27 protein-coding genes and 9 tRNA genes are annotated in these 26286 nt (G+C 36.7%); 25 read left to right on the forward strand and 11 right to left on the reverse strand.

Going from position 1 to position 26286, the window contains the following annotated elements; translation table 11 throughout:
• Positions 1-254: 254 nt before the first annotated feature.
• The 9 genes from AB3M96_RS17090 (at position 255) to AB3M96_RS17130 (ending at position 1209) form a co-directional block, all read left to right on the forward strand.
• Positions 255-331 (forward strand) — tRNA-Met (locus AB3M96_RS17090).
• A 6-nt stretch (positions 332-337) separates the two neighbouring features.
• Positions 338-413 (forward strand) — tRNA-Asp (locus tag AB3M96_RS17095).
• 11 nt (positions 414-424) lie between these two features.
• Positions 425-497, forward strand: a tRNA-Phe gene (locus tag AB3M96_RS17100).
• Between the two features lie 30 nt (positions 498-527).
• Positions 528-600 (forward strand) — tRNA-His (locus AB3M96_RS17105).
• Between the two features lie 174 nt (positions 601-774).
• Positions 775-848: transfer RNA gene (locus AB3M96_RS17110), tRNA-Gly, on the forward strand.
• 12 nt (positions 849-860) lie between these two features.
• Positions 861-937 (forward strand) — tRNA-Ile (locus AB3M96_RS17115).
• A 10-nt stretch (positions 938-947) separates the two neighbouring features.
• Positions 948-1022: transfer RNA gene (locus AB3M96_RS17120), tRNA-Asn, on the forward strand.
• 4 nt (positions 1023-1026) lie between these two features.
• A tRNA-Ser gene (locus tag AB3M96_RS17125) sits at positions 1027-1117 on the forward strand.
• A gap of 20 nt (positions 1118-1137) precedes the next feature.
• Positions 1138-1209: transfer RNA gene (locus AB3M96_RS17130), tRNA-Glu, on the forward strand.
• A gap of 72 nt (positions 1210-1281) precedes the next feature.
• Here the strand turns inward: AB3M96_RS17130 and AB3M96_RS17135 are convergent.
• The 3 genes from AB3M96_RS17135 to AB3M96_RS17145 all read right to left on the reverse strand — a co-directional run bounded on the left by AB3M96_RS17135 (position 1282) and on the right by AB3M96_RS17145 (position 2990).
• Entirely contained in the window at positions 1282-1458 is a 177-nt protein-coding gene (locus AB3M96_RS17135; RefSeq protein WP_412968851.1) for a hypothetical protein, read from the reverse strand.
• 49 nt (positions 1459-1507) lie between these two features.
• Positions 1508-1984: a GNAT family N-acetyltransferase gene (locus AB3M96_RS17140; RefSeq protein ID WP_412968852.1), complete on the reverse strand. Its 477-nt coding sequence runs from the start codon at positions 1982-1984 to the stop codon at positions 1508-1510.
• A 205-nt stretch (positions 1985-2189) separates the two neighbouring features.
• Positions 2190-2990, reverse strand: a complete 801-nt coding sequence (locus AB3M96_RS17145; protein ID WP_412968853.1) for a TIGR00266 family protein — start codon at positions 2988-2990, stop codon at positions 2190-2192.
• Between the two features lie 236 nt (positions 2991-3226).
• Between AB3M96_RS17145 and AB3M96_RS17150 the strand changes: the two genes are divergently transcribed.
• Positions 3227-5638 carry a penicillin acylase family protein gene (locus tag AB3M96_RS17150; RefSeq protein ID WP_412968854.1) on the forward strand — a complete coding sequence of 804 codons (2412 nt, stop codon included), beginning with the start codon at positions 3227-3229 and terminating at the stop codon, positions 5636-5638.
• Between the two features lie 42 nt (positions 5639-5680).
• Here the strand turns inward: AB3M96_RS17150 and AB3M96_RS17155 are convergent, their stop codons facing one another.
• Positions 5681-6439, reverse strand: coding sequence for a TraR/DksA C4-type zinc finger protein (locus AB3M96_RS17155; RefSeq protein WP_412968855.1), 759 nt, complete (start codon positions 6437-6439; stop codon positions 5681-5683).
• A 145-nt stretch (positions 6440-6584) separates the two neighbouring features.
• A complete protein-coding gene (locus AB3M96_RS17160; protein WP_412968856.1) occupies positions 6585-7517 on the reverse strand; it encodes a 1,4-dihydroxy-2-naphthoate polyprenyltransferase in 933 nt (310 codons plus the stop codon).
• A gap of 432 nt (positions 7518-7949) precedes the next feature.
• Between AB3M96_RS17160 and AB3M96_RS17165 the strand changes: the two genes are divergently transcribed.
• The 8 genes from AB3M96_RS17165 to AB3M96_RS17200 all read left to right on the forward strand — a co-directional run bounded on the left by AB3M96_RS17165 (position 7950) and on the right by AB3M96_RS17200 (position 17013).
• The gene (locus tag AB3M96_RS17165) at positions 7950-9347 is read left to right on the forward strand and encodes an isochorismate synthase (RefSeq protein WP_412968972.1); all 1398 of its coding nucleotides are present in this window, start codon (positions 7950-7952) and stop codon (positions 9345-9347) included.
• Positions 9337-11085 carry a 2-succinyl-5-enolpyruvyl-6-hydroxy-3-cyclohexene-1-carboxylic-acid synthase gene (menD, locus tag AB3M96_RS17170; protein WP_412968857.1) on the forward strand — a complete coding sequence of 583 codons (1749 nt, stop codon included), beginning with the start codon at positions 9337-9339 and terminating at the stop codon, positions 11083-11085. The genes AB3M96_RS17165 and menD overlap by 11 nt, the downstream gene beginning before the upstream one ends.
• A 1-nt stretch (position 11086) precedes the next feature.
• The gene (menH, locus tag AB3M96_RS17175) at positions 11087-11899 is read left to right on the forward strand and encodes a 2-succinyl-6-hydroxy-2,4-cyclohexadiene-1-carboxylate synthase (RefSeq protein ID WP_412968858.1); all 813 of its coding nucleotides are present in this window, start codon (positions 11087-11089) and stop codon (positions 11897-11899) included.
• A 47-nt stretch (positions 11900-11946) separates the two neighbouring features.
• On the forward strand, positions 11947-12765 hold the full coding sequence (gene menB / locus AB3M96_RS17180) for a 1,4-dihydroxy-2-naphthoyl-CoA synthase (RefSeq protein ID WP_412968859.1): 819 nt from the start codon (positions 11947-11949) through the stop codon (positions 12763-12765).
• Positions 12766-12841: 76 nt separating this feature from the next.
• Complete coding sequence (locus AB3M96_RS17185) at positions 12842-14308, forward strand: o-succinylbenzoate--CoA ligase (protein WP_412968860.1); 1467 nt, start codon at positions 12842-12844, stop codon at positions 14306-14308.
• A gap of 7 nt (positions 14309-14315) precedes the next feature.
• Positions 14316-15419 (forward strand): o-succinylbenzoate synthase, encoded by a 1104-nt coding sequence (gene menC, locus AB3M96_RS17190; RefSeq protein WP_412968861.1) that lies wholly within the window; start codon positions 14316-14318, stop codon positions 15417-15419.
• Positions 15420-15557: 138 nt separating this feature from the next.
• Positions 15558-16445 (forward strand): Mur ligase family protein, encoded by an 888-nt coding sequence (locus tag AB3M96_RS17195; protein ID WP_412968862.1) that lies wholly within the window; start codon positions 15558-15560, stop codon positions 16443-16445.
• Entirely contained in the window at positions 16423-17013 is a 591-nt protein-coding gene (locus tag AB3M96_RS17200; protein ID WP_412968863.1) for a glutamate ligase domain-containing protein, read from the forward strand. The genes AB3M96_RS17195 and AB3M96_RS17200 overlap by 23 nt, the downstream gene beginning before the upstream one ends.
• Before the next feature lie 53 nt (positions 17014-17066).
• Here AB3M96_RS17200 and zupT read toward each other — a convergent pair whose 3' ends face one another.
• Together zupT and AB3M96_RS17210 are read right to left on the reverse strand one after the other, a co-directional pair.
• Complete coding sequence (gene zupT / locus AB3M96_RS17205) at positions 17067-17876, reverse strand: zinc transporter ZupT (protein WP_412968864.1); 810 nt, start codon at positions 17874-17876, stop codon at positions 17067-17069.
• 526 nt (positions 17877-18402) lie between these two features.
• Positions 18403-18564, reverse strand: a complete 162-nt coding sequence (locus tag AB3M96_RS17210) for a DUF1540 domain-containing protein (RefSeq protein ID WP_412968865.1) — start codon at positions 18562-18564, stop codon at positions 18403-18405.
• 277 nt (positions 18565-18841) lie between these two features.
• Here AB3M96_RS17210 and AB3M96_RS17215 point away from each other — a divergent pair, with 277 nt between their 5' ends.
• Both AB3M96_RS17215 and AB3M96_RS17220 read left to right on the forward strand, forming a co-directional pair.
• Positions 18842-19399: a beta-class carbonic anhydrase gene (locus AB3M96_RS17215; protein WP_412968866.1), complete on the forward strand. Its 558-nt coding sequence runs from the start codon at positions 18842-18844 to the stop codon at positions 19397-19399.
• A 190-nt stretch (positions 19400-19589) separates the two neighbouring features.
• Entirely contained in the window at positions 19590-20345 is a 756-nt protein-coding gene (locus tag AB3M96_RS17220) for a FixH family protein (RefSeq protein ID WP_412968867.1), read from the forward strand.
• A 16-nt stretch (positions 20346-20361) separates the two neighbouring features.
• Here the strand turns inward: AB3M96_RS17220 and yidD are convergent, their stop codons facing one another.
• Positions 20362-20601, reverse strand: coding sequence for a membrane protein insertion efficiency factor YidD (yidD, locus tag AB3M96_RS17225; RefSeq protein WP_412968868.1), 240 nt, complete (start codon positions 20599-20601; stop codon positions 20362-20364).
• Positions 20602-20776: 175 nt separating this feature from the next.
• Between yidD and AB3M96_RS17230 the strand changes: the two genes are divergently transcribed.
• Entirely contained in the window at positions 20777-21250 is a 474-nt protein-coding gene (locus tag AB3M96_RS17230) for an S-ribosylhomocysteine lyase (protein WP_412968869.1), read from the forward strand.
• Positions 21251-21371: 121 nt separating this feature from the next.
• Here the strand turns inward: AB3M96_RS17230 and AB3M96_RS17235 are convergent, their stop codons facing one another.
• Together AB3M96_RS17235 and ytzI are read right to left on the reverse strand one after the other, a co-directional pair.
• Positions 21372-22835 carry an amidase family protein gene (locus tag AB3M96_RS17235; protein WP_412968870.1) on the reverse strand — a complete coding sequence of 488 codons (1464 nt, stop codon included), beginning with the start codon at positions 22833-22835 and terminating at the stop codon, positions 21372-21374.
• A gap of 6 nt (positions 22836-22841) precedes the next feature.
• The gene (gene ytzI / locus AB3M96_RS17240) at positions 22842-23009 is read right to left on the reverse strand and encodes a YtzI protein (RefSeq protein ID WP_412968871.1); all 168 of its coding nucleotides are present in this window, start codon (positions 23007-23009) and stop codon (positions 22842-22844) included.
• A 172-nt stretch (positions 23010-23181) separates the two neighbouring features.
• Here ytzI and AB3M96_RS17245 point away from each other — a divergent pair, with 172 nt between their 5' ends.
• Positions 23182-23622: a Dps family protein gene (locus AB3M96_RS17245; RefSeq protein ID WP_412968872.1), complete on the forward strand. Its 441-nt coding sequence runs from the start codon at positions 23182-23184 to the stop codon at positions 23620-23622.
• Positions 23623-23696: 74 nt separating this feature from the next.
• Positions 23697-24713 carry a low-specificity L-threonine aldolase gene (gene ltaE, locus AB3M96_RS17250; protein WP_412968873.1) on the forward strand — a complete coding sequence of 339 codons (1017 nt, stop codon included), beginning with the start codon at positions 23697-23699 and terminating at the stop codon, positions 24711-24713.
• 59 nt (positions 24714-24772) lie between these two features.
• Here ltaE and AB3M96_RS17255 read toward each other — a convergent pair whose 3' ends face one another.
• On the reverse strand, positions 24773-25033 hold the full coding sequence (locus AB3M96_RS17255) for a DUF6154 family protein (RefSeq protein ID WP_412968874.1): 261 nt from the start codon (positions 25031-25033) through the stop codon (positions 24773-24775).
• 233 nt (positions 25034-25266) lie between these two features.
• On the opposite strand from AB3M96_RS17255, the gene AB3M96_RS17260 reads away from it, so the two are divergent.
• Together AB3M96_RS17260 and ytkD are read left to right on the forward strand one after the other, a co-directional pair.
• Positions 25267-25602, forward strand: coding sequence for a hydrolase (locus AB3M96_RS17260; RefSeq protein ID WP_412968875.1), 336 nt, complete (start codon positions 25267-25269; stop codon positions 25600-25602).
• Between the two features lie 180 nt (positions 25603-25782).
• Complete coding sequence (gene ytkD / locus AB3M96_RS17265; RefSeq protein WP_412968876.1) at positions 25783-26271, forward strand: RNA deprotection pyrophosphohydrolase; 489 nt, start codon at positions 25783-25785, stop codon at positions 26269-26271.
• Positions 26272-26286 lie beyond the last annotated feature (15 nt).

Consider the following 26286-nt stretch of genomic DNA (forward strand, 5'->3'; position numbering starts at 1 on the left):
CCGGCTGAAGGGATCGGTCTTGAAAACCGACAGGGGTGTTAAAGCCCGCGGGGGTTCGAATCCCTCTTCCTCCGCCACTATTTTTTTCTTGTAATAATACAATTTTTATTATCGCGGGGTGGAGCAACGAGCGTTGCTACAATGAATAATCTGCGAGTTGTCCCGACGGATATTGCCTCTTCGATTAATCTTTTAGAGGAAGGGACAGTCATATGCTAACATAGCGCATGGCTTTACAATATAGTTTTTATTATCGCGGGGTGGAGCAGTCTGGTAGCTCGTCGGGCTCATAACCCGAAGGTCGCAGGTTCAAATCCTGTCCCCGCAACCAAATTAAGGTCCCGTGGTGTAGCGGTTAACATGCCTGCCTGTCACGCAGGAGATCGCCGGTTCGATCCCGGTCGGGACCGCCATATAAAAAAATGGCTCAGTAGCTCAGTCGGTAGAGCAAAGGACTGAAAATCCTTGTGTCGGCGGTTCGATTCCGTCCTGAGCCACTTTTTTCTTTCAATAAAACTTAATTAATGGCGGTTGTGGCGAAGTGGTTAACGCATCGGATTGTGGTTCCGACATTCGTGGGTTCGATTCCCATCATCCGCCCCTTATTATATATGCGGGTGTAGTTTAATGGTAAAACCTCAGCCACGAGCGTTACTACACTGAATAAGCTTCGAGTTGTTCCGACGGATTCACTTCTCTGAATTATCTTTTAGAGGAAGGGACATGTAAGGCCAGTATATATAGAACTAATAAAAGTAAATAAACAAGTCTAATGCGGGTGTAGTTTAATGGTAAAACCTCAGCCTTCCAAGCTGATGTCGTGAGTTCGATTCTCATCACCCGCTCCAATTTTTATCAATGGGCCTATAGCTCAGCTGGTTAGAGCGCACGCCTGATAAGCGTGAGGTCGATGGTTCGAGTCCATTTAGGCCCACCATAGTTTTTATTCCACAGTAGCTCAGTGGTAGAGCTATCGGCTGTTAACCGATCGGTCGCAGGTTCGAGTCCTGCCTGTGGAGCCATTCTGGGGAAGTACTCAAGTGGCTGAAGAGGCGCCCCTGCTAAGGGTGTAGGTCGCGTAAGCGGCGCGAGGGTTCAAATCCCTCCTTCTCCGCCAGATACTTATCTTTATATTTTGGCCCGTTGGTCAAGCGGTTAAGACACCGCCCTTTCACGGCGGTAACACGGGTTCGAATCCCGTACGGGTCATCAAGCGTTATGAGAAATTCTCATGGCGCTTTTTATTTTATTCCATAAAAATAGCACCTCATAAAAGGTGCTCTAATCTTGATTATTTATATCTTCTTCAATCTTTCTTCCAGGGTTATCAAGGTCAACATCTGAAAAGATACCAGGTGATGGACCTCGAAACATATCAAATGCAAGAATTTTATCATCTGGTGCTTCAAATAATGGTGCATCACCCTTATAGTCAATATCCTCTGACTTTCGTTTCATTTCAACACCTCCATTCTTAGGTTTCCAGTCTGAACTTATCTTATGCCCATCACTTATTACCTAAGTGCTTTTTTAAACAATATAAAGGTTTCTCATCAAATAAAATCTCTTTATAAGTTGCAAAACCTTGTTTACTCCAAAATTTAAATCCTTCTGTATTTTTTACTAAACAACCCAATCTTATTTCAGTTGCTTTTCTTTTTATCATTTCTTGTTCGTATTCTTGGTATACCAATTGTCCTAATCCTAAGTTTTGATACTTTTTATCGATAACCAAGAGCCCAAGCCAGGGAGCATGGTCATTGGGATTGTACATCGTATATTCAAGAATTCCTACATGCTTATCATGATATGTTACTAAATATCGTTCTTTATTAATTTGCTTATCTTCTAGATGATCTTTACGTAAGTCGTCGTCAGTTAATTCTTCCCTTCCAATCGATATAAAATTAAAGTAGGGATTTGAGTTCATTATGTTTTTTTCTATTTCTATTTTGTTTTGGTCACTTTTTATGAGACTTATCATTTTATATAATCTCCTTTTTAGATAATTATATAATTAGATAATAATCTAATTAATTCTTTTTGTATAGAGTAAATTGAATTGAAATTAATTAGATAGGTTACTCGAGGCAATGCTTAGCTTTTAAACCTATAGATCTAGGGGCGTGTGTAAGTGTGTATTTAACATAATAATAATGGCGACCTAAATAAAGGCCGCCAAGTTTTTATTATCTGTTATCACCATTTAGCAAATTACCTATCCCGCCTAGTATACTTCCTTCGCCAGAGTTCCCACCATTTTTTGGTGCACTTGCAAAAATACGATCAGCAAGTCTGCTAAACGGTAATGACTGCACCCAAACCGATCCAGGTCCTCTTACAGTAGCATAAAATAATCCCTCTCCACCAAAGAAAGCAGTTTTGACTTTACCGACGTACTCTATATTATAATCAACCTCTTTTGTCAAAGCTACTAAGCATCCTGTATCTATTCGTAGAACTTCTCCAGGTTGTAGGTCCTTTCTATGTATCGTCCCGCCTGCATGTAGAAAGGCTAAACCGTCACCTTCAAGCTTTTGCATAATGAATCCTTCACCACCAAAGAATCCGGTTCCTAATCTACGTTGAAACTCTATTCCTACTGAAACTCCTTTTGCAGCACATAAAAAGGCATCCTTTTGGCATATTATTTTTCCACCAAGTTCGCTTAAATCAACAGGTATGATTTTGCCGGGATAAGGAGCAGCGAAAGAGACATGTTTTTTTCCTGAATGATTATTTGTAAATACAGTCATGAATAAACTTTCACCAGTAAGAACTCTTTTCCCTGCACCTAAGATTTTACCAAATAATCCACCAGTACTACCGGAATTCGACCCATCTCCAAAAATGGTTTCCATCGAGATACCATCTTCCATCATCATCATCCCGCCAGCTTCAGCAATTACACTTTCACTAGGATCTAGTTCAATTTCAACAAATTGCATGTCATCACCATGTAACTTGAACTCAATTTCATGAGCATTCATTTAAATTCTTCCTCCTTATTTTTTTAGATTTCTCCTTAAATAATTCGCTACCTATGTAGTATCAACCTTTATTAAAGAGAAATAATTAGTATAAAAAATTTTTCATTTTCTGCGTTTTATATAGAAGATTGTTGTTTCTCACATTTCTTTTGCAATGACAAATAGCAGATTAACAATTATAATATAAATTAGAATTTTCTTACAATAATTTGTAAACGATTACTAAGGGGGAAGTTATGGGTACAGAGGTTATTGTAAAAAGGTCATTTTGGCCAAGGAAAAAGCGATGGAGTGCACTTTTACTAACTAGTATTATTTTGCTTGCATTGTTAGTTGGAAGTATTTTCGCTGGTTATTTATTTTTACGAAAAAGTTTACCGGTTGTTGAAGGTGAGGTCTTAGTAGAAGGTGTACAACAAGAAGTTGAAGTGTATCGAGATGAAAATGGAGTACCACATATTCTAGCAGATAATAGTCATGATTTGTATTTCGCACAAGGATATGTAACAGCACAGGATCGCTTATTTCAAATGGACTTAAGTCGTAGACAGGCATCTGGTGAATTAAGTGAAGTAATTGGGGCTTCTTTGGTAGATCAAGATAAGTATTACCGGTCACTAGGATTAAGAAGGGCTGCTATTGATTCTTACGAGATATATTCTGAGGAAGCGAAGCAGGTATTACACTCATATGCAGACGGGGTAAATGCTTTTATTGAAGAAGCAAAGGACAAAAATAGGTTACCTGTTGAGTTTACACTTGCTGGATATGAACCAACTGCATGGAGTCCAATTGATTCTCTTACTATTGGTAAATATATGGCGTATGACCTTGGGGGCCATTATAAAGGACAAGCATTTCGTTATTATATGTCTCAGCATTTTTCGGATGAAAAGGTGTTAGAACTATTCCCTACATATCCAGAAGATGGAGCAACAGTTTTACAAGCCCTTAAAGAAAATAGTATTGATATTACTAAAAGTATAGCAACTATACAATTTCCAGATGAGTTTAATGGAAGTAATAACTGGGTTGTAAGTGGAGAGAAAACTCAATCAGGACTTCCCATATTAGCCGATGACCCACATTTAGGCCTGGCTACTCCATCTATTTGGTATGAAAGTCATTTAGAAAGCCCAGATGTAAATGTTAGTGGAGTAATTTTTGCAGGAGTACCTGGTATAATTTTAGGAAGAAATGAACAAATTGCGTGGGGTGTTACCAATGTAGGACCTGATGTTCAAGATTTATATATTGAAAAAAGAAATCCGGATAACCCAAATCAATTCGAATATTTGGGGCAATGGGAAGATGCAACCGTTATTGAAGAACCTATAAAGGTCAAGGATGGCGAGACCATTCCATATCAGGTTCAGGTTACACGTCACGGTCCAATAATATCTGAATTCACACATGACAATAAAGAGGATACTGCTTTGGCTCTTCGATGGACTGCATTAGATCCTTCAACAGAACTTGAGGCTGTATTACTTTTTAATAAAGCAAAGGATTGGGATGAATTTAAAGAAGCACTTACGTTTTTCCATACCCCAGCTCAGAACTTTGTATTTGCTTCTACAGATGGAACAATTGCGTATCGAGCAAATGGACTTATTCCAATACGGAAGAAAGGTGATAGCTCAGTTCCTGTTCCCGGCTGGACAGATGAATATAAATGGGAGGGATATATTCCTTGGGAGGAACTACCGACAATTGTTAACCCAGAAGAAGGATTTATCTCTACTGCTAATAACAAAATTGTAACAGATGACTATCCATATCATATTACGAATACATGGGCACAACCATATCGACAGCAACGAATTCGTGATGTATTAAGCACTAAAGATGTGGTTACTGTAGAAGATATGCTAACTCTACAATTTGATCAACATAACCTGCAAGCAGAAGAATTTGTCCCTATGTTACTAAATGCATTGAAAGCTAGAGAAAGCAAGTTAAGAGACGTAGATAAAGAGGTAGTGAAGCTTTTTGAAGAATGGGATTATGTAGATCGAAAGGAAAATAGCCAACCATTGGTATTCCATCAATGGATGACCGAGTTTGCAAATGTTTTATTTGAAGAGCATATTCCTGAAGAAGTAGATGATTTATTTGAGGGGAAATCACAAATAGTAGACCAAATGATCAGGGATGCAGTTGAAGGGGATGCAGGTATATGGTTAACTGAAGCGGGCGGTTTAGAAGAAGTAACATTTGAATCCTTTCAAAGAGCAGTGGATAAAGCAATAGAACGACAAGGAGATGCACCAACTAAGTGGGTATGGGGGGATTATCATGCGGTACCATTTAAGCATCCTCTTTCGTCTATAAAGCCACTTAATTACTTATTTAACTTTAAGAGTCCCACACCTATGGGGGGAAGTGCTATTACAGTAGCTGCAGCAAATTTTAATCGGGAAACTGGAGCGGTAACTCATGGTGCTGCATGGCGATCTGTAACAGATATTGCTAATATTGCGGAGAGTTACAATGTGGTCGGGCCCGGTCAATCAGGACATGTGTTAAGTAAATATTATCATAATCAAGTGACTGATTGGACAACTGGTAACTATCACATCACATATATGGATGATAAAAAGTTCATGGAAGGGAGTCATAAGTTAGTACTTAAACCCTCTAAATAAGATAGGAGAAGCAGTGAAGTTTTTCACTGCTTCTTTTTTAGCTTAATTCTCGGCTTCATCTTCTGTATAAGGTTCTTTCTCATAAGGTGGAAGGTCGCCAAACATAGTCATGATTCCTTCTTCATCTAGCACTTCTTCATATCTTTCATGCTGATGGTTTGGATAGACAGTTATTTCTTTACCTTCTATATCTGTTGCAATAAAGTTTTCATAATCCTCAACATAGCCAACTATATCGTCGGATTCAATATAAGTTTCATTATAATGATCTACAGAATTAGTTAGGTCGGAAGGTGATTCAGAAGTACCATATCTTGCTACATCCTGCCAAGAATCCTCTGCATCATAAGTTTCTGCGTCTTGTTCGTCTAATTCAAACTTGCCAAAAGGAGGCATTAGTACACCTTCTTCAATCGGTCTATTATGCGAAACCACTTGTGTTGGGCTGTGTTCAACGCAGTAGGTTGTAGTAGGGATTGCTTGTAATCTTTCAAAAGGAATATCTTTTCCGCATTTTTCACACTTACCATATGTCCCATTTTCAATTGCTTGTAGGGCATATTCAATGTCTTCTAATTCTTTTTCTATATGTTCGTTTAAGGCAATATCTTTTTCACGTTCATATAATGCTGTTGCTTCATCTGCCGGGTGATTATCAATGCTTGACAGTTCTCCAACAGATTCATGATAGTGACCACGTTCTAAATCAAAATGGTCACTGTCCCTTAGCAGTTCATTAACCTCGTTTTTTGCGTTTATCAACTGGGAACGGAAGGTTGATAATTGCTCATTTGTTAACATCAAAAGCACTCCTTCCATAGTAAGTTTTCAAACAAATTACTCATTGTTATATATGTATTATTTGCTTAAAAATCAAAATCATAAATGTAAAAAAGTTCATGTATAAAAATTAGGAATTAAAAAAACACGATTAGTTAATCGTGTTTTACATGAAATAGCCTATAAATAATCCAATTGATAATAATAACCCAAAGAAAGTATTTGTCTGAGCTGTTGCCTTCATGGCAGGCATCATTTGAATTGGTTCTGATTTGCCAATGAATCCTTTTACAGCTTGAACAGCTTTTGGAATACTTGCTAAAGCAAGTAAACTCCATAATGTAGATGTACCCATAAGTGCTAAAACAATAATCCAAGCGTAAGAAATTAAAAACAACACTGCAAGAAATTTTATTGCGTTTTTTCTACCTAGTAAAATTGGTAAGGTTTTACGCCCATTTTTTTTATCGCCATCAAGGTCACGAATGTTATTCGACATGTTAATTGCACCAACTAAAATCATAATTGGGATCGAGATTAACACGCTAATAGCTGATACATATCCAGTTTGGATAAAGAATGACAATAGGATAATGATAACACCCATAAATAAACCAGAAGCTAACTCTCCAAATGGTGTAGAGGAAATAGGAAGTGGTCCACCAGTATATAGATAACCAACAGCCATACAAATTAATCCTACTAAAGCAACCCACCAGCTACTGCTCATACATATATATACACCTAATAAAGTTGCAATACCAAAAAACACAAATGCTAAATTTAAAATTACCTTTGGTTTTACACCATCTCTGACAATTGTACCACCAATTCCTACAGATTCTTCAGTATCAAGTCCACGTTTATAGTCAAAATACTCGTTAATCATATTAGTTGCAGCCTGAATCAGGAGACTGGCTATTAACATAGCTGAAAATAAAAGAACATCTATGTTCGTTTCTAAAAAAGCAAGTGTAGTACCTAGTAATACCGGAACAAACGCCGCTGTAAGAGTATGCGGGCGCATAAGTCTCCACCATACCTGAAAATTCGTTTGTTTATTTGAAAGCTTTTGATTTGATTGTAGTTGTGTTTGCATAAATGACTTTCCCCTCTCTAAATCCAAGTCATGTATATCCACACTAAAGTTTAGTTAATTGGACAAGGACTGTCAATGGTTTAATGTAACAGAAAAGACATAAATAAGCTTACATTGATTTTTTGTCCAGACTAATAGAGTGCCGTAAGCATTATAATAAGGAAGTAAGTAAGTAGTCATAGGCAAAATGGTATGGTAGAATCATGATTGGTGACAATGTTTTAGCTTAACTAAGCGGGAAATGTTATTATTAAATAATGATGCTTACACTACAGACTATTTAACATTTTCTATATAATTTCGAAAAATATCTGGCCACAAGCCATTATATGTATGTAAGTTTAAATAAACAGTTAAAAATAATGTTAATGGTATACTATATATGACTTAGACAAATATAGAGGTTACGTTTTCGGGGGGATTAAGTTGGTAATGATACAGCATGGAAGCTTGAAGGAGTATGTAAAAAAAGGAATAGCACGTTCAAAGGAGCTCACCGCTCCAGTACTTGTTAGTCAAGTGACGGAGATAAAGAGCATCGACCCCCTGTTGTTCTTTGCTGCTGGGGAGAATGAGACCTTTGGGACTCGTAGTTTTTGGGCAACTCCCACTCTTGATACTGTAATAGTTGGACTTGGAGAAGCATTTACAATTAATCAAAAGACTACTAGTGAGCGGTTTCCTTTTGTAGAGCAGAGCTGGAAAGAATTTTTAAAAAATGCACTGCTTATTGAAGATTACGCACCTTATGGGACAGGGCCACTTTTATTAGGTGGATTTTCATTCGATCCGTTAAAACCTAAAACTGTATTGTGGGAGGACTTCCCAGACGTTAAGTTTGTATTACCTCAATTAATGCTCTCTATTATTAATGGGAAATCCTTTTTAACGATAAATGTAGTTTGTAATTCAGATTTACCTACACGTTATGAAGCATTTGAGGATTTTATAAAACATATTGAAAATATCAATAGCAAACATAGTAAGCAAGTCTCAGGATATAAAAGGATTGAAGTCGAACCAACAGAGTGGATGGAATCCGTAAGAAGTGCAGCTGAGAAGGTTCAAAACGGAGTTGTCGAAAAGGTTGTGCTTGCAAGGGAGATGAGACTTCAATTTGAAAGTAGTATTTCGATTGAGAGTGTTTTGTATCAATTGAAGGAAGAACAAGCTATGAGTTATTTATTTGCTTTTGAATATGGAAAGTCTTGTTTCGTTGGAGCTTCTCCCGAAAGGCTGATTAAGAAAGAGGATCAGGAATTTTTGACCACCTGTTTAGCTGGTTCAATTCGTAGAGGAAAGACACTTTCAGAGGATGAACAGCTAGAAAACGAATTGCTAAGTGATCGGAAAAATTTAATAGAACATGATGTAGTGGTGCAAATGATAAAATCGGCTATGAACGAAGTTTGTACTAGTATCTCTTCTCCAGATACACCTGGAATTTATAAAATGAGAGATATTCAGCATCTATACACCCCTGTAAAAGGGATAGCAAAGCAAGGTATTTCGCTAGTAAATATGGTGGATAGACTTCATCCTACTCCAGCTTTAGGTGGACAGCCTAAGCAAAAAGCGGTAGAAATTATTAGAGAAATTGAAGTACTAGATAGAGGATGGTATGGAAGTCCTGTAGGATGGATTGACGCAAAGGATAACGGAGAATTTGCAGTTGCTATCCGTTCAGGTTTAGTAAAAGGAAAAAATGCCTCGTTATTTGCTGGGTGTGGTATTGTGGGGGATTCAGAGCCTGAAAGTGAATATAAAGAAACGATGATTAAGTTTAAGCCGATGCTTTCAGCATTAGGAGGACAAAGTGATGAAAAGTAATGCATTAACTCGATATGTTGCTTCATTTGTTGATGAATTGGTACGTGTCGGGGTAACAGAAACAATCGTTAGTCCTGGTTCACGTTCAACACCGATGGCGATTTTAATGGCAGAGCATCCGAATATGAACATTACCGTTAACATTGATGAACGCTCTGCAGCTTTTTACGCATTAGGGGTTGCAAAAGCAAAAAAAGAACCAGTTGCACTTCTTTGCACATCTGGAACTGCTGCAGCAAATTATTACCCAGCGATTGTAGAAGCGTTTTATTCGAGAGTTCCATTGATTGTGATTACTTCGGATAGACCACATGAATTAAGGGACGTTGGAGCTCCTCAAGCTATTGACCAAAATCAAATGTATGGGAACTTTGTAAAATGGTTTATTGATGCGGCAATACCTGAAGAAAATGAAAAGATGCTAGCATATGTAAGAACTGTTGCCGGACGTGCAGCAGGTACTGCCATGTCTGCACCAGCTGGACCTGTACATTTGAATTTTCCATTTCGTGAACCACTCGTTCCGAATTTAGGACTTGATAATCTTTGGGGAGAAGCTGAGGGGAATAGACGCCATGTGAATGTAGTTGTAGGCTCTCCGCAAATTGATGAGGATAAAATTAACCAGTTTATTTTATCACTTGAAAATGTTGAGCATGGGATAATTGTTTGCGGGGCACATGATGATCCAGAATTGACACATGCAGTAACTAGTTTATCGGAACAACTGCAATTTCCAATTCTAGCAGATCCATTGTCTCAGTTACGAAGTGGCTATCATTCACATTCCAACATTATCGATGGGTATGATGCATTTTTACGTAATGAAGGATATAAAGAAGAATTTGTTCCAGAGGCAATCATTCGATTTGGGGCAATGCCAGTGTCAAAAGCGTTAACACAGTACATTCAAAAGCACGAAAAGGCAATTCACATTATTGTTGACGGTGATGGTGGATGGAGAGATCCAACTTTAACAGCATCAGATATGGTGTATTGCAACGAAGTGGCTTTTTGTAACATGCTGTCTAATGGAATAGAAAAGAAAAAAGAATCAAAGTGGATTCAAAAATGGAAACAAGTAAATGATATTGTAAAAAAACATATAGTAGACATACATACTGAAGAGACTTTATTCGAAGGAAAAGTGTTTACTGAGTTACAAGAAGTTCTACCAAACCAGTCTACTTTATTTGTCGGAAATTCAATGCCTATTCGTGATATTGATAGCTTCTTTACAACAAACGATAAATCAATAAAAGTAATGGCTAATAGAGGTGCTAACGGCATTGATGGTATTGTATCAACAGCAATGGGTGTCAGCTCTCAAAATGATAATACAGTGTTAGTAATTGGAGATCTTTCGTTTTACCATGATTTAAATGGCTTGCTAGCTGCAAAACAGCATAAGCTTAATATCACTATTGTGTTAATTAACAATGATGGTGGAGGCATTTTTTCTTTTCTACCTCAATCAACTGAAGAAAAGCATTTTGAATTATTATTTGGTACTCCACTTGGTTTGGAGTATAAGCATGTTGTAGAAATGTATGGAGGAAAATTTACTGAAGTTGTTCATTGGCATCAGTTTAGAACTGCTATTGCTGATTCGCTTCAATCAAAAGGATTTCAGGTTATTGAAGTAAGAACTGACCGTGCGGAAAATGTCTTGATTCATCGAAAAATGTGGGAAAATGTTTCCCAGGAAATAAATAACTTATTCAAGAGTGGAAGATAACATGAATATTGTGTCTAATGGTGTCAACTATAATGTTAGAATTGTTGGACAAGGAGAGCCGCTTCTACTTCTTCACGGATTTACAGGAAGCATTGGTAACTGGGATGAATTGATTAAGGGTTTTGAGACGAAATTCACGTGTGTATTAGTAGATATTATCGGACATGGTAAAACAGACAGTCCTTCCAATTATGAAAGATATTCTATTGAAACGGTTGCTAAAGATATAATTATGATACTCGATTCTCTTCATTTTAAAAAAGTTAATGTACTTGGATATTCTATGGGGGGTAGACTTGCATTAGCATTAGCACTGTTATATCAGGAGCGTGTGTCTTCTCTTATATTAGAGAGCAGTTCGCCCGGTTTACGTAACGAAGAAGAGCGAGAAAGTAGAATCGAGTTAGACAGAATACTGGCCAATATGATAGAAGAAAAGGGTATTAAAGAGTTTGTATCCCATTGGGAGGGAATTCCGTTATTTGCCTCACAAAAAAGGTTATCTGTAGAAAAACGGGACAATATTCGAAGTCAAAGGCTGCGTAATAATCCACTAGGTCTAGCTAATAGCTTACGAGGAATGGGAACTGGTTCACAGCCGTCATATTGGGAGCAACTTTCAACACTCTCTGTCCCCACATTATTAATATGTGGAGAGTTCGATTCAAAGTTTTGTTTACTTGCAGATAACATGAGTAAAACTATACCAAATGCTACTGTAAAGAAAATAAAAGATGCAGGTCATGCAATTCATGTGGAACTGCCAGAGATTTTTGGTAAAATAGTAATTGAGTTTGTATTCGATCAAATATGATCCATACTCAATCTACATATATTAGTACATAAAAGGAGGACAAGCTAGTGACAGTTGAATGGGTAGCTGAACGTAAGTATGAAGACATACTGTATGAAACATACAATGGTATTGCAAAAGTTACGATTAACCGTCCAGAGGTGCGAAATGCATTTCGTCCAAAAACAGTAATGGAACTACTTGATGCATTTGCATACGCTAGAGATGATTCTAATATTGGTGTAATCGTTCTTGCTGGTGCAGGGGACGAAGCATTTTGTGCAGGTGGTGACCAAAAGGTACGTGGACATGGGGGATATGTTGGAGACGACCAAATTCCTCGTTTAAATGTACTTGATCTACAGCGTTTAATTCGTGTTATTCCAAAACCTGTTATAGCAATGGTATCAGGTTATGCAATTGGAGGAGGACATGTTTTACATGTAGTATGTGACCTTACTATTGCTGCTGACAATGCAATCTTCGGACAAACTGGTCCTAAAGTTGGAAGCTTTGATGCTGGTTATGGTTCAGGTTATTTAGCACGTATTGTTGGTCATAAGAAAGCTCGTGAAATTTGGTATTTATGTCGCCAATATAATGCACAAGAAGCATTAGATATGGGACTTGTAAATACAGTTGTACCTTTAGAGCAACTTGAGGCTGAAACAATTAAATGGTGTGAAGAAATGCTAGAGAAAAGTCCAACTGCTCTTCGTTTCCTAAAAGCTGCTATGAATGCAGATACTGATGGGTTGGCAGGACTACAGCAATTTGCTGGTGATGCTACATTACTTTACTATACAACAGACGAGGCAAAAGAAGGTCGTGACGCATTTAAAGAAAAGCGTACACCTGACTTTAAGCAATTCCCACGTTTTCCTTAATAAAAAGTACAGCTTGATGAGCCCTCATCAAGCTTTTTTTACATAAAAGAAACATTTAGTAAGGGGATTAAAATATATGAGTACAACAGAGATTCCGAATTGGTTGAAGAACCGCGCTTTTTTAACTCCTAATCGGATTGCAATAAAAGTAAATAATGAAGAGATATCATTCAAGAACTTACATGAACGAGTTATGACTAAAGCAAATCAACTTGCGTATGTCGGGGTAAAAAAGAACGATGTCGTTTCTATTTTGATGAAAAATAGTATTGAAATGATTGAAATAATACATGCACTAAAGTATATCGGTGCTATAACGGTTCTCTTAAATATCCGCTTAACTGAAAAGGAATTAGATTTTCAGCTATCCGATTCACAATCTTCACTGCTTATAACACAATCTTTCTTTGAAAAACAGGTTGCGAATTTAATTGTAAAAACAATAGAAACAGATGTGCTGGATAAACTCCCAGAGGGGGAATGTGAAGTACAGGAGTTTTTCTCTTTAGAAGATCCTGACACAATTATGTATACCTCGGGTACTACCGGAAATCCAAAGGGAGTCATTCATACATACGGGAATCATTGGTGGAGTGCGGTTGGGTCGAGTTTGAATTTAGGTCTTCATCAGGATGATTGCTGGTTAGTAGTAGTACCACTTTTCCATATTAGTGGATTATCAATTCTATATCGTAGTGTAATTTATGGAGTACCAGCTATAATTCATGAAGGTTTTGATCCTATAAAGGCAAATGATGCGATTATTCATGACGGTGTTACAATAGTATCAGTAGTAAGTGTGATGGTCACACGAATGCTGGATGAATTAGAAAATCAACGATATCCAAGCACATTCAGATGTATGCTGTTAGGTGGAGGGCCGGCACCAAAACCATTATTAGAAACCTGCATAGAAAAAGATATTCCTGTTTACCAAACATACGGAATGACTGAAACAGCATCACAAGTAGTCACATTGTCACCAGAATACAGTATTACAAAGCTCGGTTCTGCTGGAAAGCCTCTTTTTCAGGTGCAACTTTTTATTGAGAAGAATGGAAAGAAAGCAAAGCCATTTGAAGTTGGGGAAATCGTTGTAAAAGGTCCGAATGTTACGAAAGGCTATTTTAACAGACCTGACGCAACCAATTCAACAATAATTAAAGGCTGGTTACATACTGGCGATATGGGGTATTTAGATGAGGAAGGTTTTTTATATGTAGTTGACCGCCGCTCAGATCTCATCATTTCAGGCGGAGAAAATATATATCCTGCGGAAATTGAATCAGTTCTTTTAGCACATCCTATGATTTCAGAAGCAGGTGTAACAGGGCTTTCGGATGAAAAGTGGGGGCAAGTCCCTGTGGCTTTTGTAAAGTCTGCTAATAATGAAATTCTAAGCGAACAAGAGCTTAAAGACTATTGTAGTGACAGATTAGCACGTTATAAAGTTCCAAAGTCTATTTACTTTGTAGAGCAACTTCCTAGAAACGCTTCAAATAAGCTAATGAGACGAAAGCTATTGGAACTCATAAAGGAATGATTTGTAAATGAATATAAAGAAAGTAACACTCCATTTAATTGAACAATCTCTTCTCTCTCCTTTTGTAACTAGTATGGGAAGTGTAAATGTGAGGGAAAGCATTATAGTAGAAGTTGAGGATGATGAAGGTACGGTTGGCTGGGGAGAGGTAGTAGCTTTTTCTACCCCATGGTATACAGAGGAAACCATAAAAACAACTTGGCATATGCTTGAAGACTTCATATTACCATCACTATTGCAGACTACAATTGAACATCCGGCTACTTTTCAATCTATATCCCAAAATATTAAACGAAATAATATGGCCAAGGCTAGTGTTGAAACAGCAATATGGGATTTGTATGCGAAGAAACAGAATTTGCCACTCTCTGACGTTATAGGAGGTACTAGAGAGAAAATAGATTCAGGGGTTGTTGTCAGTATTCACACGATAGACCAAGTATTACGAAAAATAGAATCACATCTTGAAGAAGGGTATAAGAGAATAAAAATAAAAATAAAACCTGGTCAGGATGTCAAACTTCTTTCACAGATAAGAAAAGAGTTCCCTACCGTTCCATTAATGGCTGATGCAAATTCAGCTTATACTCTAAATGATATCGCTAGGTTGAAATCGCTTGATGAATTTGAATTAATGATGATTGAACAGCCATTAGGAGCAGATGATATTGTTGACCATGCCACTCTTCAGCAAGAGATTACTACTCCAGTTTGTCTAGACGAAAGTATTGTCACACTTGATGATGCACGGAAAGCAATTGAGTTGGGAAGTTGCCAAATGATCAATATTAAGATCGGACGAGTTGGAGGACTTTCAGAGGCTATCCAAATTCATAACCTTTGTAAAGAAAAGAATGTCCCTGTCTGGTGCGGAGGAATGCTTGAAACAGGTATATCAAGAGCTCATAACATTGCATTGGCTAGTTTAGCAAACTTTACGATACCAGGAGATATTTCTGCATCTTCAAGGTACTGGGAAAAGGATATTATCAATCCTAGTGTAATAGTAGAAAATGGCACTATTAAGGTTCCCAGAGAGCCAGGAATTGGTTACGAAGTAAATCGCGAACATCTTAGAAAAATAACAAAGGTTAGTAAAACGTTTGAATGATTTAATCAAAAAAAGACTACATAATCAATCGGGTTGAAAAATAAAAAAGATTTCCTTACATGTTTTTTATGGGTTTGTTTAACTCTATAAAATAGAGTGAGATGCACTGGTCATAAAGACATGTGAGGAGTTTACTGGATGAATTTGAAGGATTTAATTACAAATATTGACTTACTAAATGAAATATCCAGTGAGTTACTTGATTATGAGATAAAGGGAATAACTGACAATTCCTCTGAAATATCAAAAGGTGACTTATTTGTTGCTATAAGCGGATATCAGAAAGATGGACATGATTTTATTAACGATGCTATAAAGGCTGGGGCATTAGCAATAATAGGCGAGAGAGATACTGACTCACTTACTGTACCATATTTTAAGGTAACAAATTCAAGAAAGTCCCTAGGTATGTTAGCGAAGAATTACTACAATAATCCATCTAAGCGAAAAGTAATGATAGGAATAACAGGTACAAATGGCAAAACAACGACAAGTTATTTAATTAGACATGTCCTGGAAGAACAAGGAATAACCTGTTCTGTCATAGGAACAAATCAAAATATTATTAATGGTAATATTCAGCCTGCTTCACAAACAACACCTAGTACATTAGAGTTACATAAACTTTTACAGCAAAGTAATGACCCAATTGTAATTCTAGAGGTTTCCTCACACGGACTTGCGCAGCATCGAATTGAGGGAATAGAGTTTGATTATTGTTTATTTACAAATTTGGGACATGACCATCTCGATTATCATTCTTCTATAGAAGAATACTTTAACACGAAACAGAAATTATTTGATAAGTTAAAGCCTGATGGTGTAGCGGTCATAAATGCCGATGATCACTACGGAAACAGAATACTCACGTCCTTCACAAACAGAAAAAATCAAAAGGTCATTTCAATCGGAAGAGAGGTAACAAACTCGTTAGCAATCCTTGAGCATGAGCTCTCACGTACCCATGAAGTTCAAACAGGATTCAGACGATTTTTTCATCAAGATGCCTTTACCTGGTATACATAATTTATATAACGCTGCAATGGCATATGTGACTAGTCATCATTTAGGTGTGGGAAGAGATGAAATAGTAAAAGCAATTGATTGTTTCCCCGGTGTAGCTGGTAGATTTGAAATCATACATTTGAAGAACGGTGTAACCGCTGTAATTGATTATGCACACACACCTGAAGCTATTTTTTATTGTTTAGAAGCAGTAAAATCCTGTGATTCTAACCGAGTTATACATGTCTTTGGTTTTAGAGGAAATAGGGACGTTAGCAAAAGGGACGAAATGGTTAGGGTATCGGCTAGACTATGCGATAAATATATTCTGACGTTTGATGATTTAAATTTAGTAACGCCACGACAAATGGAGCAGGAATTGGTAACGATCCAGAACAAAAGTGGCAAAGAACACGGATTAGTGATTCCTGACCGCACACTCGCAATTAAATATGCGGTTACATCAGGACAAAAAGGAGACTGGGTTGTTATAACTGGGAAAGGACACGAGTCTTATCAACAAACTTATCAAATCCCAAGTGGAAGTGACAAAGAGACTCTTCGGATTATAAACCAGTTACTTACTTAACTATAATAATTAAGAGCCAACAGTTTAATGCTGGCTCTTTAGAGAAAGAAGTATTAAATAAACAATAACAGACTTAGCGCCATCACAATCATTCCAGCAATTAAGCCATAGATAGACAGGTGGCCACTATCATATCGTTTTGAGGCAGGTAATAACTCATCTAGTGATATAAACACCATTATTCCAGCAACTGCTGCGAAAATCATCCCAAATATGACGTCATTTAAGAACGGCATTAGTATTAGAAATGCTACAATTGCGCCAATTGGTTCTGCGAGCCCAGAAAGGAAAGAAAGCTTAAAAGCTTTTTTTCTGTTTCCAGTTGCAAAATATACAGGTACAGCAACTGCTATTCCTTCAGGAATATTATGAATAGCTACAGCAACTGCAATTGCAATCCCAAGTCCAGGGTCTTGTAAAGTTGAGGTAAAGGTGGCAATTCCCTCAGGGAAATTATGAATACCAATCGCTAATGCAGTAAAAGTTCCCATCTTAAGTAAAGAGGAGTCATTTACTGATGTGCCGGGTTGAGTCATATCCTCTACTTTTTTTACTTCGTGAGGGTTGCTACTTGCTGGAACAAACTTATCAATTAAAGCAATAAGAAGCATTCCTCCAAAAAAACCACCTACAGTCATCCAATTGCCCAACTGGTCCCCCATTTCTGAAACAAGAGCAACTTTTGCTTTAACAAAAATCTCAATCATTGATACATAAATCATTACCCCGGCAGAAAAACCAAGGGTCCAAGATAAGAATTTTGTATTTGTTCTAGAGGTAAAGAGAGCAAAGAGACTACCAATTCCTGTTGCAAGACCTGCAAACAAAGTCAGACCAAACGCAAGTAATAAATTTTCATGCATGGCCTTTTCTCCTCTCATTAAATTTTCTTTTTATTTATTAATCCTAAGGCAATATAAATGAAGCTTAAAGACCTGAAAATATAACTTAATATGTTTCCTTTCAACTAACTTATTGTCCAAACGAATAAATGTTTCCTTAATGCAACTTTTAAGAGTATCATATGTTCATTTTGAGATTTTGTCAATAAATTTGATTTAAGAATAATTATAATTTTTAAAAAGTGCTTTTGCGTTTCCGAATTATTAGTATGCATGTAAGCGAAGTTAGGTGTTATCTAAAAACTACGCAATTGCAAAGCCTTTCACACAGGATATAGTAAGCTTCTTATACATTACCATTTTGCGAAGAAATTGCTGAGCTTTTCCAAGGAAGTACTAGCAAACAGTTATCAAAAAAAACCACATTCTTAATCCTTATTCTTAAAATTGTGTGGTGCTAGAGGTTGAGGTAAGGTTTTAGTAAAACCAATTAACTAAAAAAGCAGCTGATACTCACATAGAGTAGTACCAGCTGCTCAACATTAGATTAAATCTCACCATCAGGAACAAAAGTTTTACAATCCGTTTCAGTTTGTTCTGCTGCAGTATTACCTGTACTACTTACAACATATATTGCATCTGCAGTACATTTATTACCAGATTTCCAATAGTGACAATTTTTAACCTCACAAAGAACATCCTGTGCCAAATTACTACACCTCTCTCGTTGGGAAATGGTCTAGCAGGTTTATTTTTCCCATTGAAAGTGGTAAAAAACATGTAACTAAAGACCAGTGTTGGAAATATGAACAAAGTATGAAAGCAGCTTTAAATTTTCTTTTTATTTTTAATAGGGTATTTGTATAGTACTTATTTCGTATATTAATGAAAAATAATATTAACTCCATTTCCTTTTTGATAAAATAGGGTCAAGTTATAAAAAAAAGCAAATTGAAAAAGACTCACTAACTTGAAGAGGTGAAAAAATGCAATTACTTGATAACATTCTTGAGCATAACAAGCAGTTTGTAGAGAATAAGGAATATGAAAAATTTCAAACGACTAAATTACCAGATAAAAGAATGGTTATTGTTACGTGTATGGATACCCGCCTAATTGAGCTATTACCAAAAGCAATGAATGTAAAAAACGGTGATGTCAAAATTATTAAAGTTGCAGGTGGTATTGTAACACATCCGTTTGGAAGTGTAATGAGAAGTATCTTGGTTGCCGTATATGAGCTAAATGCAAATGAAGTATGTATTATTGGCCATCATGACTGTGGAATGAGTAATATTAACTCAGAGAGTCTGTTAGAAAAAATACATATTCGAGGTGTACCTCAAGAAAAAGTAGATACGTTAAAGTATTCAGGTATCGATCTAAGGCGTTGGTTTGAAGGATTCAGCAGTGTCGAAGAAAGTGTTAGGCATAGTGTTGAAATGGTGGACAAACATCCACTACTACCAGAAGATGTTCCAGTACACGGGTTAGTTATTGACCCAAGTACAGGTTTGCTCGATGTAGTTGTAAAAGGATATTAAATCAGTAACAGGGAGGTCTGAATAGCAGCCTCCTTTTTCTAGTTTGAAGATAGATACAATTACAATAAGTTGTGTAATTAAAACGTTTATATCATGGGTACTTTTGGCAACGATGAGTAAAAAAGAATGTCATAAAAAAGACACAGGATAATATGTACATTTGGTGTACTCTATTGATAGAGGTGAGGACATGAAAAAGATAATTGTCATTTTAGTTTTGGGTTTAACACTTGGACTCGTAGCTTGTAACACAACTACGGAAAAAGATACTGGATCAACAGAATTAATTCCGATTGCAGTAGATATAACAATACAACCAGATACAATAAATCCAGGTGATGAAGTAACAATCAGCGCCACAGTAACTCAGGGCGAAGATGCTGTTGAGGATGCTGATGAAGTGAAGTTTGAAATTTCTCAAGATGGTAAGGATGAAAGTGAATTTCTTGAGGGAGAACATTCTAAAGATGGTCAGTATGTTGTTACAAAAACATTTGAAGAAGATGCTATTTATTACGTAACAGCACATGTGACTGCCAGAAGTATGCATAATATGCCGAAAGTTGAAGTTGTTGTTGGTTCTCCAGACGCGAAAACAGAGGAAACAACAGGTTCAAATAATACACATGAACACCCTACAAGTCAGCATGGCCATGGACATGTAGCTATTGAAACGCAATTCGAAGAAGTAATTGAAGTAAATAAAGAAACCAAGCTACAAACATATATAGAGGAAGCAGGATTACCATTAGAAGATGCGAATGTGCGTTTTGAAATATGGATTGAAGGTAATGACAAACATGAGTTTATCGAAACTTCTGAAGAAAAGAGTGGGGTATACAACGTAGACTATACCTTTAAGCAAAATGGTACATATCATGTTCAAGTTCATGTAGAAAAAGAAGATATCCACGAGCATATAGAGAAAACAATAGAAGTTAAATAGTCAAAACGAGGGAGCATTAATGAGTATGCTTTCCCTCGTTTTTTTCTGGAACAAAATCAATACCACCTGGGTGAAACGGATGACATTTGAGAATGCGTTTAATGGTAAGCCATCCACCTTTAATTGGACCAAATCGTTTTATAGCTTCTAGACCATAGTGAGAGCATGTCGGGTAAAAACGACAGGTTGGTGGCTTTAAAGGTGATATAAATTTTTGATAAAATCGTATGATTCCAATAAAAATGGATTGAAGCATATGTCTACTTCCCTTACGAGTATTAAGTATTTATACTACTATACTATAGGTTGTCATTAAAAGCACTACAGCTGCCCAATATTGTTTTTTAGTAGAAATTCAAATTAAATAGATGAAAAAAATCGGATTTCACGTTATGATAGAAAAGAAACAAAATATAGGGAGTGTCGTGAAAATGCCATCAGTTGAAAGCTTTGAACTAGATCATTGTGCAGTTAAAGCCCCATATGTAAGACATTGTGGTGTACACAAAGTCGGTACCGATGGAGTTGTAAATAAATATGATATCCGTTTTTGTCAGCCTAACAAACAAGCAATGAAGCCTGATGCTATCCATACGCTTGAGCATTTATTAGCTTTTAATATTCGTAAGCACTCAGAAAAATATGATCACTTTGATATAATTGATATTTCACCAATGGGATGTCAAACAGGATATTATCTTGTAGTTAGTGGAGAACCTACTGTATCTGAAATTATTGATTTACTAGAAGATACAATGAAGGATGCTGTAGAAATTACTGAGGTGCCGGCTGCGAATGAAACACAATGTGGTCAAGCGAAACTCCATGATTTAGATGGAGCAAAGCGTTTAATGCGTTTCTGGTTAGAACAATCAAAAGAAGACCTTCATAAAGTATTCGGATAATAATAAAAACACCTGAAGATATTATTCTTCGGGTGTTTTTTAACTTTTATGAGAAATGTAGTACTTGCAAAGGGATGTATGATTTTGACAACACTGTCGAATTGATTCCTCTTTTACTTTTCTATAGCTTAGGAGGGAGTCTATATTTTGTTCCTTGTTCAAATGCATATGCAAGTTTTAGTAGAGTTGGTTCACTAAAAGCCGTTCCAGTAAATGTAATTCCTACAGGTTCTCCTTCTGGAGAATACCCTGCAGGGACTGTAATTGAAGGATATCCAGCTTTTGCTGGAATTCCTGCTCCAAAATTATTCGGGAATACAATGGCATCTAGTTGATGTTCCTTTAGAACATAATCAATTCCATTTATAGTTGAATGATAATGGTCATTTTCGAGTGCTTGTAAGTAGTCCTTTTCTGTTAATGTTCCACTTGTTTCCTCCGCTTCTTTCAGGATAACTTGACCATATTTCAACATTTTATCTTCATTTGCTTCGTTAAACGCAATTACGTCTGCAAGGGATCTTATTTTTAAACGTGGGTCTACATTTTGTAAATAAGCATTAAGGTCTGATTTGAATTCGTATGTTAAAACATGATAGCTCCACTTATTTTTAGTTGATGGGATTTTAACATCCTCTATTATCACAGCACCTAGTTTTTCTAGTTCTTGAATAGCCTTGTCGAGTACTACACGTTTTTCTTCGCTAAGGTAATCAAAATACACTTCTCTTGCTACCCCTATGCGTGCACCCTTCAATCCATCTACATCTAGGTAATTCGTAAAGTCAACCTCGGCTAAATCATCACCAGTAAGTGTGATTGAATCTTCAAAGTCAGTTCCAACAAGCGCAGTTAATAAAATTGCTGCGTCTTTTACTGTTCTTGCCATAGGTCCGGCGGTGTCTTGTGTATGAGCAATTGGAATTATCCCAGTACGACTCACAAGGCCAACAGTTGGTTTAATACCAACGAGTGAGTTTTGACTTGCTGGACTCAAGATGGAACCAGAAGTTTCTGTTCCAACAGCAACAGCTGCAAAATTAGCTGCAATTGCTGCACCAGAGCCGGCGCTTGAACCACCTACATCAAATTTTCCTGGTCCATAAGGGTTTAAGGTTTGTCCCCCACGAGAGCTATAACCACTTGGCATACCTTCCGTCATGAAATTTGCCCATTCTGTCATATTAGTCTTTCCTAGAATGATAGCACCTGCATCACGTAAGACGTGAGCTACATGTGAATCAGCTGGTGCATAAGAATCAGCTAGTGCAAGAGAGCCAGCAGAAGTGTGCATCTTGTCATGTGTAGCGATATTGTCTTTCAAGAGAACTGGGATTCCATGTAAGGGACCTCTAGCCCCAGTAATAGTTCGCTCTTTATCTAGTGCAGCAGCTAAATGTAATGCATCAGGATTAATTTCAAGAACTGATTTCAACTCACCATCATATAAAGAAATTCTATGTAAATACATAAGTACCAATTGTTTAGAAGTTATTTCACCTGAGGAAAGCTTATCTTGCAAATCCTCAATGGTTGCTTCAATCAGCCAGTTTTCACATAAGTACTGTAAATCTTTGTTTTCCATGTTACTTTACTCCTCGTTCTTAGTATTTGGTTGGTTTTGTTCGTTATTAATATTTGGATTCTTATCAAGTTCATCTACCGTATGTTTGTATTGGTAAGCCTTTGAAGTTGTTCCAACGGCAAGGAATAAGACAACTAAAACAATAATGATCGAAATAATTAATATGGTAAGCATGTTACCCCTCCTATTCTTATATTTTATCATGGACAAATATGGTTGCCATTACTTTTAAATATGAATCGCAAAAAAATTACAAATTTATGTATTTTTCCTTCAATACAAAAAATGAAAGAAATGTTTTTTTGGTATATAAAGAGGGAATGTTAAAAATAAGGAGGAGATATAAATGTCAGCACACTTAACTGAAATTGTTAATAAGCAAATTGCAAATTGGAGTGTTCTTTATATTAAGCTACATAATTATCATTGGTTTGTGAAAGGTCCGCAGTTTTTTACACTACATGTGAAATTTGAGGAGTTCTACAATGAAGCTGCAGTTCATATTGATGAATTAGCGGAACGTCTATTAGCGTTAGGTGGACAACCAGTTGCAACAATGAAAGAAATACTTGAATCATCTTCAATTAAAGAAGCGGGTGGAGGCGAAAATGCCGAGGAGATGGTTGCAACCATTTCTAATGATTTTTCAATTTTAACAGGTGAATTAAAAGAAGGCATGAAGGTAGCTGAGGAAGTAGATGACGAAACAACTGGTGATATGCTACTAGCTATCCATCAAAGTCTAGAAAAACATATTTGGATGCTTCAATCCTTCTTAGGAAAATAATAGTATATAACCCTTCTTTCTTTATTGAAAGAGGGGTTTTGTATTACTATATAAATAGATAAGGGGGAGAGGTAATGATTGATTTACGTAGTGATACAGTAACAAGACCAACTGCAGAGATGAGAAAAGCGGCCTATGAGGCAGAGGTTGGTGATGATGTTTATCAAGAAGACCCAACAGTAAATAAACTTGAAGAGTTTGCTGCACAGATGCTTGGCAAAGAGGCTGCTTTGTTTGTTACAAGTGGAACACAGGGGAACCAAATTGCTGTTCTTACACATTGCAGAGCAGGTAACGAGATCATTGTTGAGGAAGGCTCTCACATTTTTAATTATGAAGGGGCTGCCATTTCTGCTTTTGCTGGTGTACAGCCACGTACCTTAAAAGGAATAAGAGGAGCTATGAACCCGGCGGAGGTTAAAGCTGCCATTCAAGAAGAGGATGTGCATGCTGCAGAAACTGGGTTAATATGCCTCGAGAATACACATAATCGCGCCGGTGGAGCTGTAGTTCCTATAGATAACATGAGAGAGATTTATGAAGTTGCAGCTACTCACAACATCCCTGTTCATTTAGATGGGGCAAGATTATTTAATGCAGCGGTTTCTCTAGGGCGTCCAGTAAGTGATATCGCCAAGTATACAGATACTGTTCAATTTTGTTTATCGAAGGGTTTAGGTGCACCTGTTGGTTCAATTATTGCGGGCAGTCATCAGTTTATCCAACGGGCACGTAAATGGAGAAAAAGACTAGGTGGTGGAATGAGACAAGCTGGTGTTATTGCTGCTCCTGGATTAGTAGCGTTACAAACAATGGTTGAACGATTAGCTTATGACCATGAAAATGCTAAAATGTTAGCAGAAGGATTAAACAATATAAAAGGTATAAAAGTAATGAACCAGGTTGATACAAATATAATCTTAGTAGATGTAAGTGAAAGAGGGGTAAACTCGGCACAATTTGCTGCGTTACTTAAGGGAAATGGAGTATTAGTATCTACATTTGGCCCTGAGATTGTTCGGTTCACTACCCATTATGATGTAACAAAAGACTCAATCAATAAAGCTTTGAACATTATTAACGGATTGTAATTATCAAAAGCCGAGTTAGCCTCGGCTTTTTTACTATCAATATGTTCTAATTTGATGATTCAGTGAATCGTTTTTAATTGCTCGATTGTTAACATTTTTGCATGCCCAATACCGTCACGTGCCATTTTCGCCTTTAGGTTTTCAATCATGTAAAATCCAACTAAATTATTCAACTCCTGGTCACTTAAATCGTTTAGTAAAGAAAGGAGGTCCTCACGATCAAATTGCTCGAGTACTGAAAAAGCAATAATATCTGCATCCTCTTCATCCCCAGTTAATTTATCCCGATACATCTCATAAATTTCATCAATTATTTTCATCAGTAGTTTCCTCTTTTCCATATTATTAAATGGCATGTATTTTTATATAAAATTCGTCTTATGTTATGGATTTGTGTTACTGCATTTCTATTCTTGCAAATTAGTATATGGGGCAATGTGACAAAAGATACTAAAAAGTGGACAATAACTGAGATTGACGCTTTATAATGAATATTTTTGCACCCCTAGGAAAATGATAATGGAAGGGAATCAGTTGTTAGGAGTGAATTAAGTTGGAACAGCAACCAAAAAAGACGTATTATGTTTCTGTTGAAGGTGGAGAGATCTCACAAGTTAAATCTGCTTCTTCATGGGAATATAAGATTGAAGCCACTGATGATGAAATTATAAGGTTACGGGAACTTTTCGATGAAAATTACGCAAATGATGTTGAAGGATTTTTAAGAGCACATGTACCTTTTGTTGAATATCATAACGATTCCTCAAATGATAAATATGATGAAAACATGTTAAAGGTGTTTAAAATGATATATGAATTAGGCGACGAAGAAGCAAGGGAGTTTATTAAAACTCAAGGAATTATTAGTAGTTTAGGATATATTGATTAGACCACTTCATCTAAGAAGCGGTCTATTTTTCATTACATCCTTAGGTGTGTGGGTATCGCATGAGCAAGAAGGGTCCACGTTACAGATGAGAGGAGTAAGTAATAAACACAAGTAGAGAAAACTACTCTACGATATTTTATGGTATGATAAAGTAAAAAAAAAGGTATGGAGAAAACCAAAATGATTGTTTTTCAGGATATGTATCATAATGAAGTAAATTTATCATTCACTGAGAACCCTTTTTCTACTAATCCTAAGCATGTGTGGGTTGTGTGTCGCTTTAATAAACAGTGGCTTTTAACCCAGCATTCAGAACGTGGTCTTGAATTTCCAGGAGGTAAGGTGGAGGAGGGAGAATCCCCCGTTGATGCCGCTATTCGAGAGGTCATGGAGGAAACAGGAGCAGATGTAAAGAGCATCGAATATATCGGTCAATATAAGGTCAACGGTAAAGGCAAAACGATAATTAAAAATATCTATTTTGCAACTATCAATGAAATACATAAGCAGCAAACTTACTTTGAAACAAAGGGTCCAGTATTACTTGATGAACTTCCATTGATTACTCTAAAGCATGATCCCCGCTTTAGTTTTATTATGAAAGACGATGTGTTAACACACAGTATTACGTATATAGAGGAATACTTAAAATCCAAAAAAGCTCTCTAGATGAACTAGAAGAGC

It is taken from the genome of Ferdinandcohnia jepli, from assembly GCF_047246645.1.
In the GTDB taxonomy this organism is placed as follows: domain Bacteria; phylum Bacillota; class Bacilli; order Bacillales; family Bacillaceae_L; genus Ferdinandcohnia.

Bases quoted from the DNA above. Each gene is read 5' to 3' on its own strand.
- AB3M96_RS17135 (WP_412968851.1), bottom strand. From the start codon at position 1,458: ATGAAACGAAAGTCAGAGGATATTGACTATAAGGGTGATGCACCATTA.
- AB3M96_RS17140 (WP_412968852.1), bottom strand. From the start codon at position 1,984: ATGATAAGTCTCATAAAAAGTGACCAAAACAAAATAGAAATAGAAAAA.
- AB3M96_RS17145 (WP_412968853.1), bottom strand. From the start codon at position 2,990: ATGAATGCTCATGAAATTGAGTTCAAGTTACATGGTGATGACATGCAA.
- AB3M96_RS17150 (WP_412968854.1), top strand. From the start codon at position 3,227: ATGGGTACAGAGGTTATTGTAAAAAGGTCATTTTGGCCAAGGAAAAAG.
- AB3M96_RS17155 (WP_412968855.1), bottom strand. From the start codon at position 6,439: ATGTTAACAAATGAGCAATTATCAACCTTCCGTTCCCAGTTGATAAAC.
- AB3M96_RS17160 (WP_412968856.1), bottom strand. From the start codon at position 7,517: ATGCAAACACAACTACAATCAAATCAAAAGCTTTCAAATAAACAAACG.
- AB3M96_RS17165 (WP_412968972.1), top strand. From the start codon at position 7,950: ATGATACAGCATGGAAGCTTGAAGGAGTATGTAAAAAAAGGAATAGCA.
- menD (WP_412968857.1), top strand. From the start codon at position 9,337: ATGAAAAGTAATGCATTAACTCGATATGTTGCTTCATTTGTTGATGAA.
- menH (WP_412968858.1), top strand. From the start codon at position 11,087: ATGAATATTGTGTCTAATGGTGTCAACTATAATGTTAGAATTGTTGGA.
- AB3M96_RS17185 (WP_412968860.1), top strand. From the start codon at position 12,842: ATGAGTACAACAGAGATTCCGAATTGGTTGAAGAACCGCGCTTTTTTA.
- menC (WP_412968861.1), top strand. From the start codon at position 14,316: ATGAATATAAAGAAAGTAACACTCCATTTAATTGAACAATCTCTTCTC.
- AB3M96_RS17195 (WP_412968862.1), top strand. From the start codon at position 15,558: ATGAATTTGAAGGATTTAATTACAAATATTGACTTACTAAATGAAATA.
- AB3M96_RS17200 (WP_412968863.1), top strand. From the start codon at position 16,423: ATGCCTTTACCTGGTATACATAATTTATATAACGCTGCAATGGCATAT.
- zupT (WP_412968864.1), bottom strand. From the start codon at position 17,876: ATGCATGAAAATTTATTACTTGCGTTTGGTCTGACTTTGTTTGCAGGT.
- AB3M96_RS17215 (WP_412968866.1), top strand. From the start codon at position 18,842: ATGCAATTACTTGATAACATTCTTGAGCATAACAAGCAGTTTGTAGAG.
- AB3M96_RS17220 (WP_412968867.1), top strand. From the start codon at position 19,590: ATGAAAAAGATAATTGTCATTTTAGTTTTGGGTTTAACACTTGGACTC.
- yidD (WP_412968868.1), bottom strand. From the start codon at position 20,601: ATGCTTCAATCCATTTTTATTGGAATCATACGATTTTATCAAAAATTT.
- AB3M96_RS17230 (WP_412968869.1), top strand. From the start codon at position 20,777: ATGCCATCAGTTGAAAGCTTTGAACTAGATCATTGTGCAGTTAAAGCC.
- AB3M96_RS17235 (WP_412968870.1), bottom strand. From the start codon at position 22,835: ATGGAAAACAAAGATTTACAGTACTTATGTGAAAACTGGCTGATTGAA.
- ytzI (WP_412968871.1), bottom strand. From the start codon at position 23,009: ATGCTTACCATATTAATTATTTCGATCATTATTGTTTTAGTTGTCTTA.
- AB3M96_RS17245 (WP_412968872.1), top strand. From the start codon at position 23,182: ATGTCAGCACACTTAACTGAAATTGTTAATAAGCAAATTGCAAATTGG.
- ltaE (WP_412968873.1), top strand. From the start codon at position 23,697: ATGATTGATTTACGTAGTGATACAGTAACAAGACCAACTGCAGAGATG.
- AB3M96_RS17255 (WP_412968874.1), bottom strand. From the start codon at position 25,033: ATGAAAATAATTGATGAAATTTATGAGATGTATCGGGATAAATTAACT.
- ytkD (WP_412968876.1), top strand. From the start codon at position 25,783: ATGATTGTTTTTCAGGATATGTATCATAATGAAGTAAATTTATCATTC.